The following is a 274-nucleotide window of genomic DNA, read 5'->3' on the forward strand; positions in this document are numbered from 1 at the left end:
GTCCAAAATATCGCAGTTAATTAAAAGGTTGCTAACTTTTTCAATATCCGAAGGACACCGCATTCTAGATTAAAAAGCACCTAAGGTGCTTTTTAATCTATTTTTAAAGCAATAAACTCAAGCGATGCACGCCTTGGTAGTGCATCGCTTTGTTTATCTACTTCTTCAAATTTTTTAATCAAAATACTAAAGCGCTGATTATTAATATTAACGGCTGTAACTTCACCAATTTTTATACTGTAGTTTTGCTGCTGATCAAACAGCTTTAGTATTT

1 protein-coding gene is annotated in these 274 nt (G+C 32.5%); it reads right to left on the reverse strand.

Translation table 11 applies throughout. The annotated features are described in order from the left end of the window. Window positions 1-92 precede the first annotated feature (92 nt). Window positions 93-274, reverse strand: a 182-nt coding sequence (locus tag AAEY83_RS14935) for a hypothetical protein (protein ID WP_351060124.1), incomplete at its 5' end; no start/stop codon positions are given.

This window comes from Psychrobacter sp. TB20-MNA-CIBAN-0197 (genome assembly GCF_040309765.1).
Lineage (GTDB): Bacteria > Pseudomonadota > Gammaproteobacteria > Pseudomonadales > Moraxellaceae > Psychrobacter > Psychrobacter submarinus.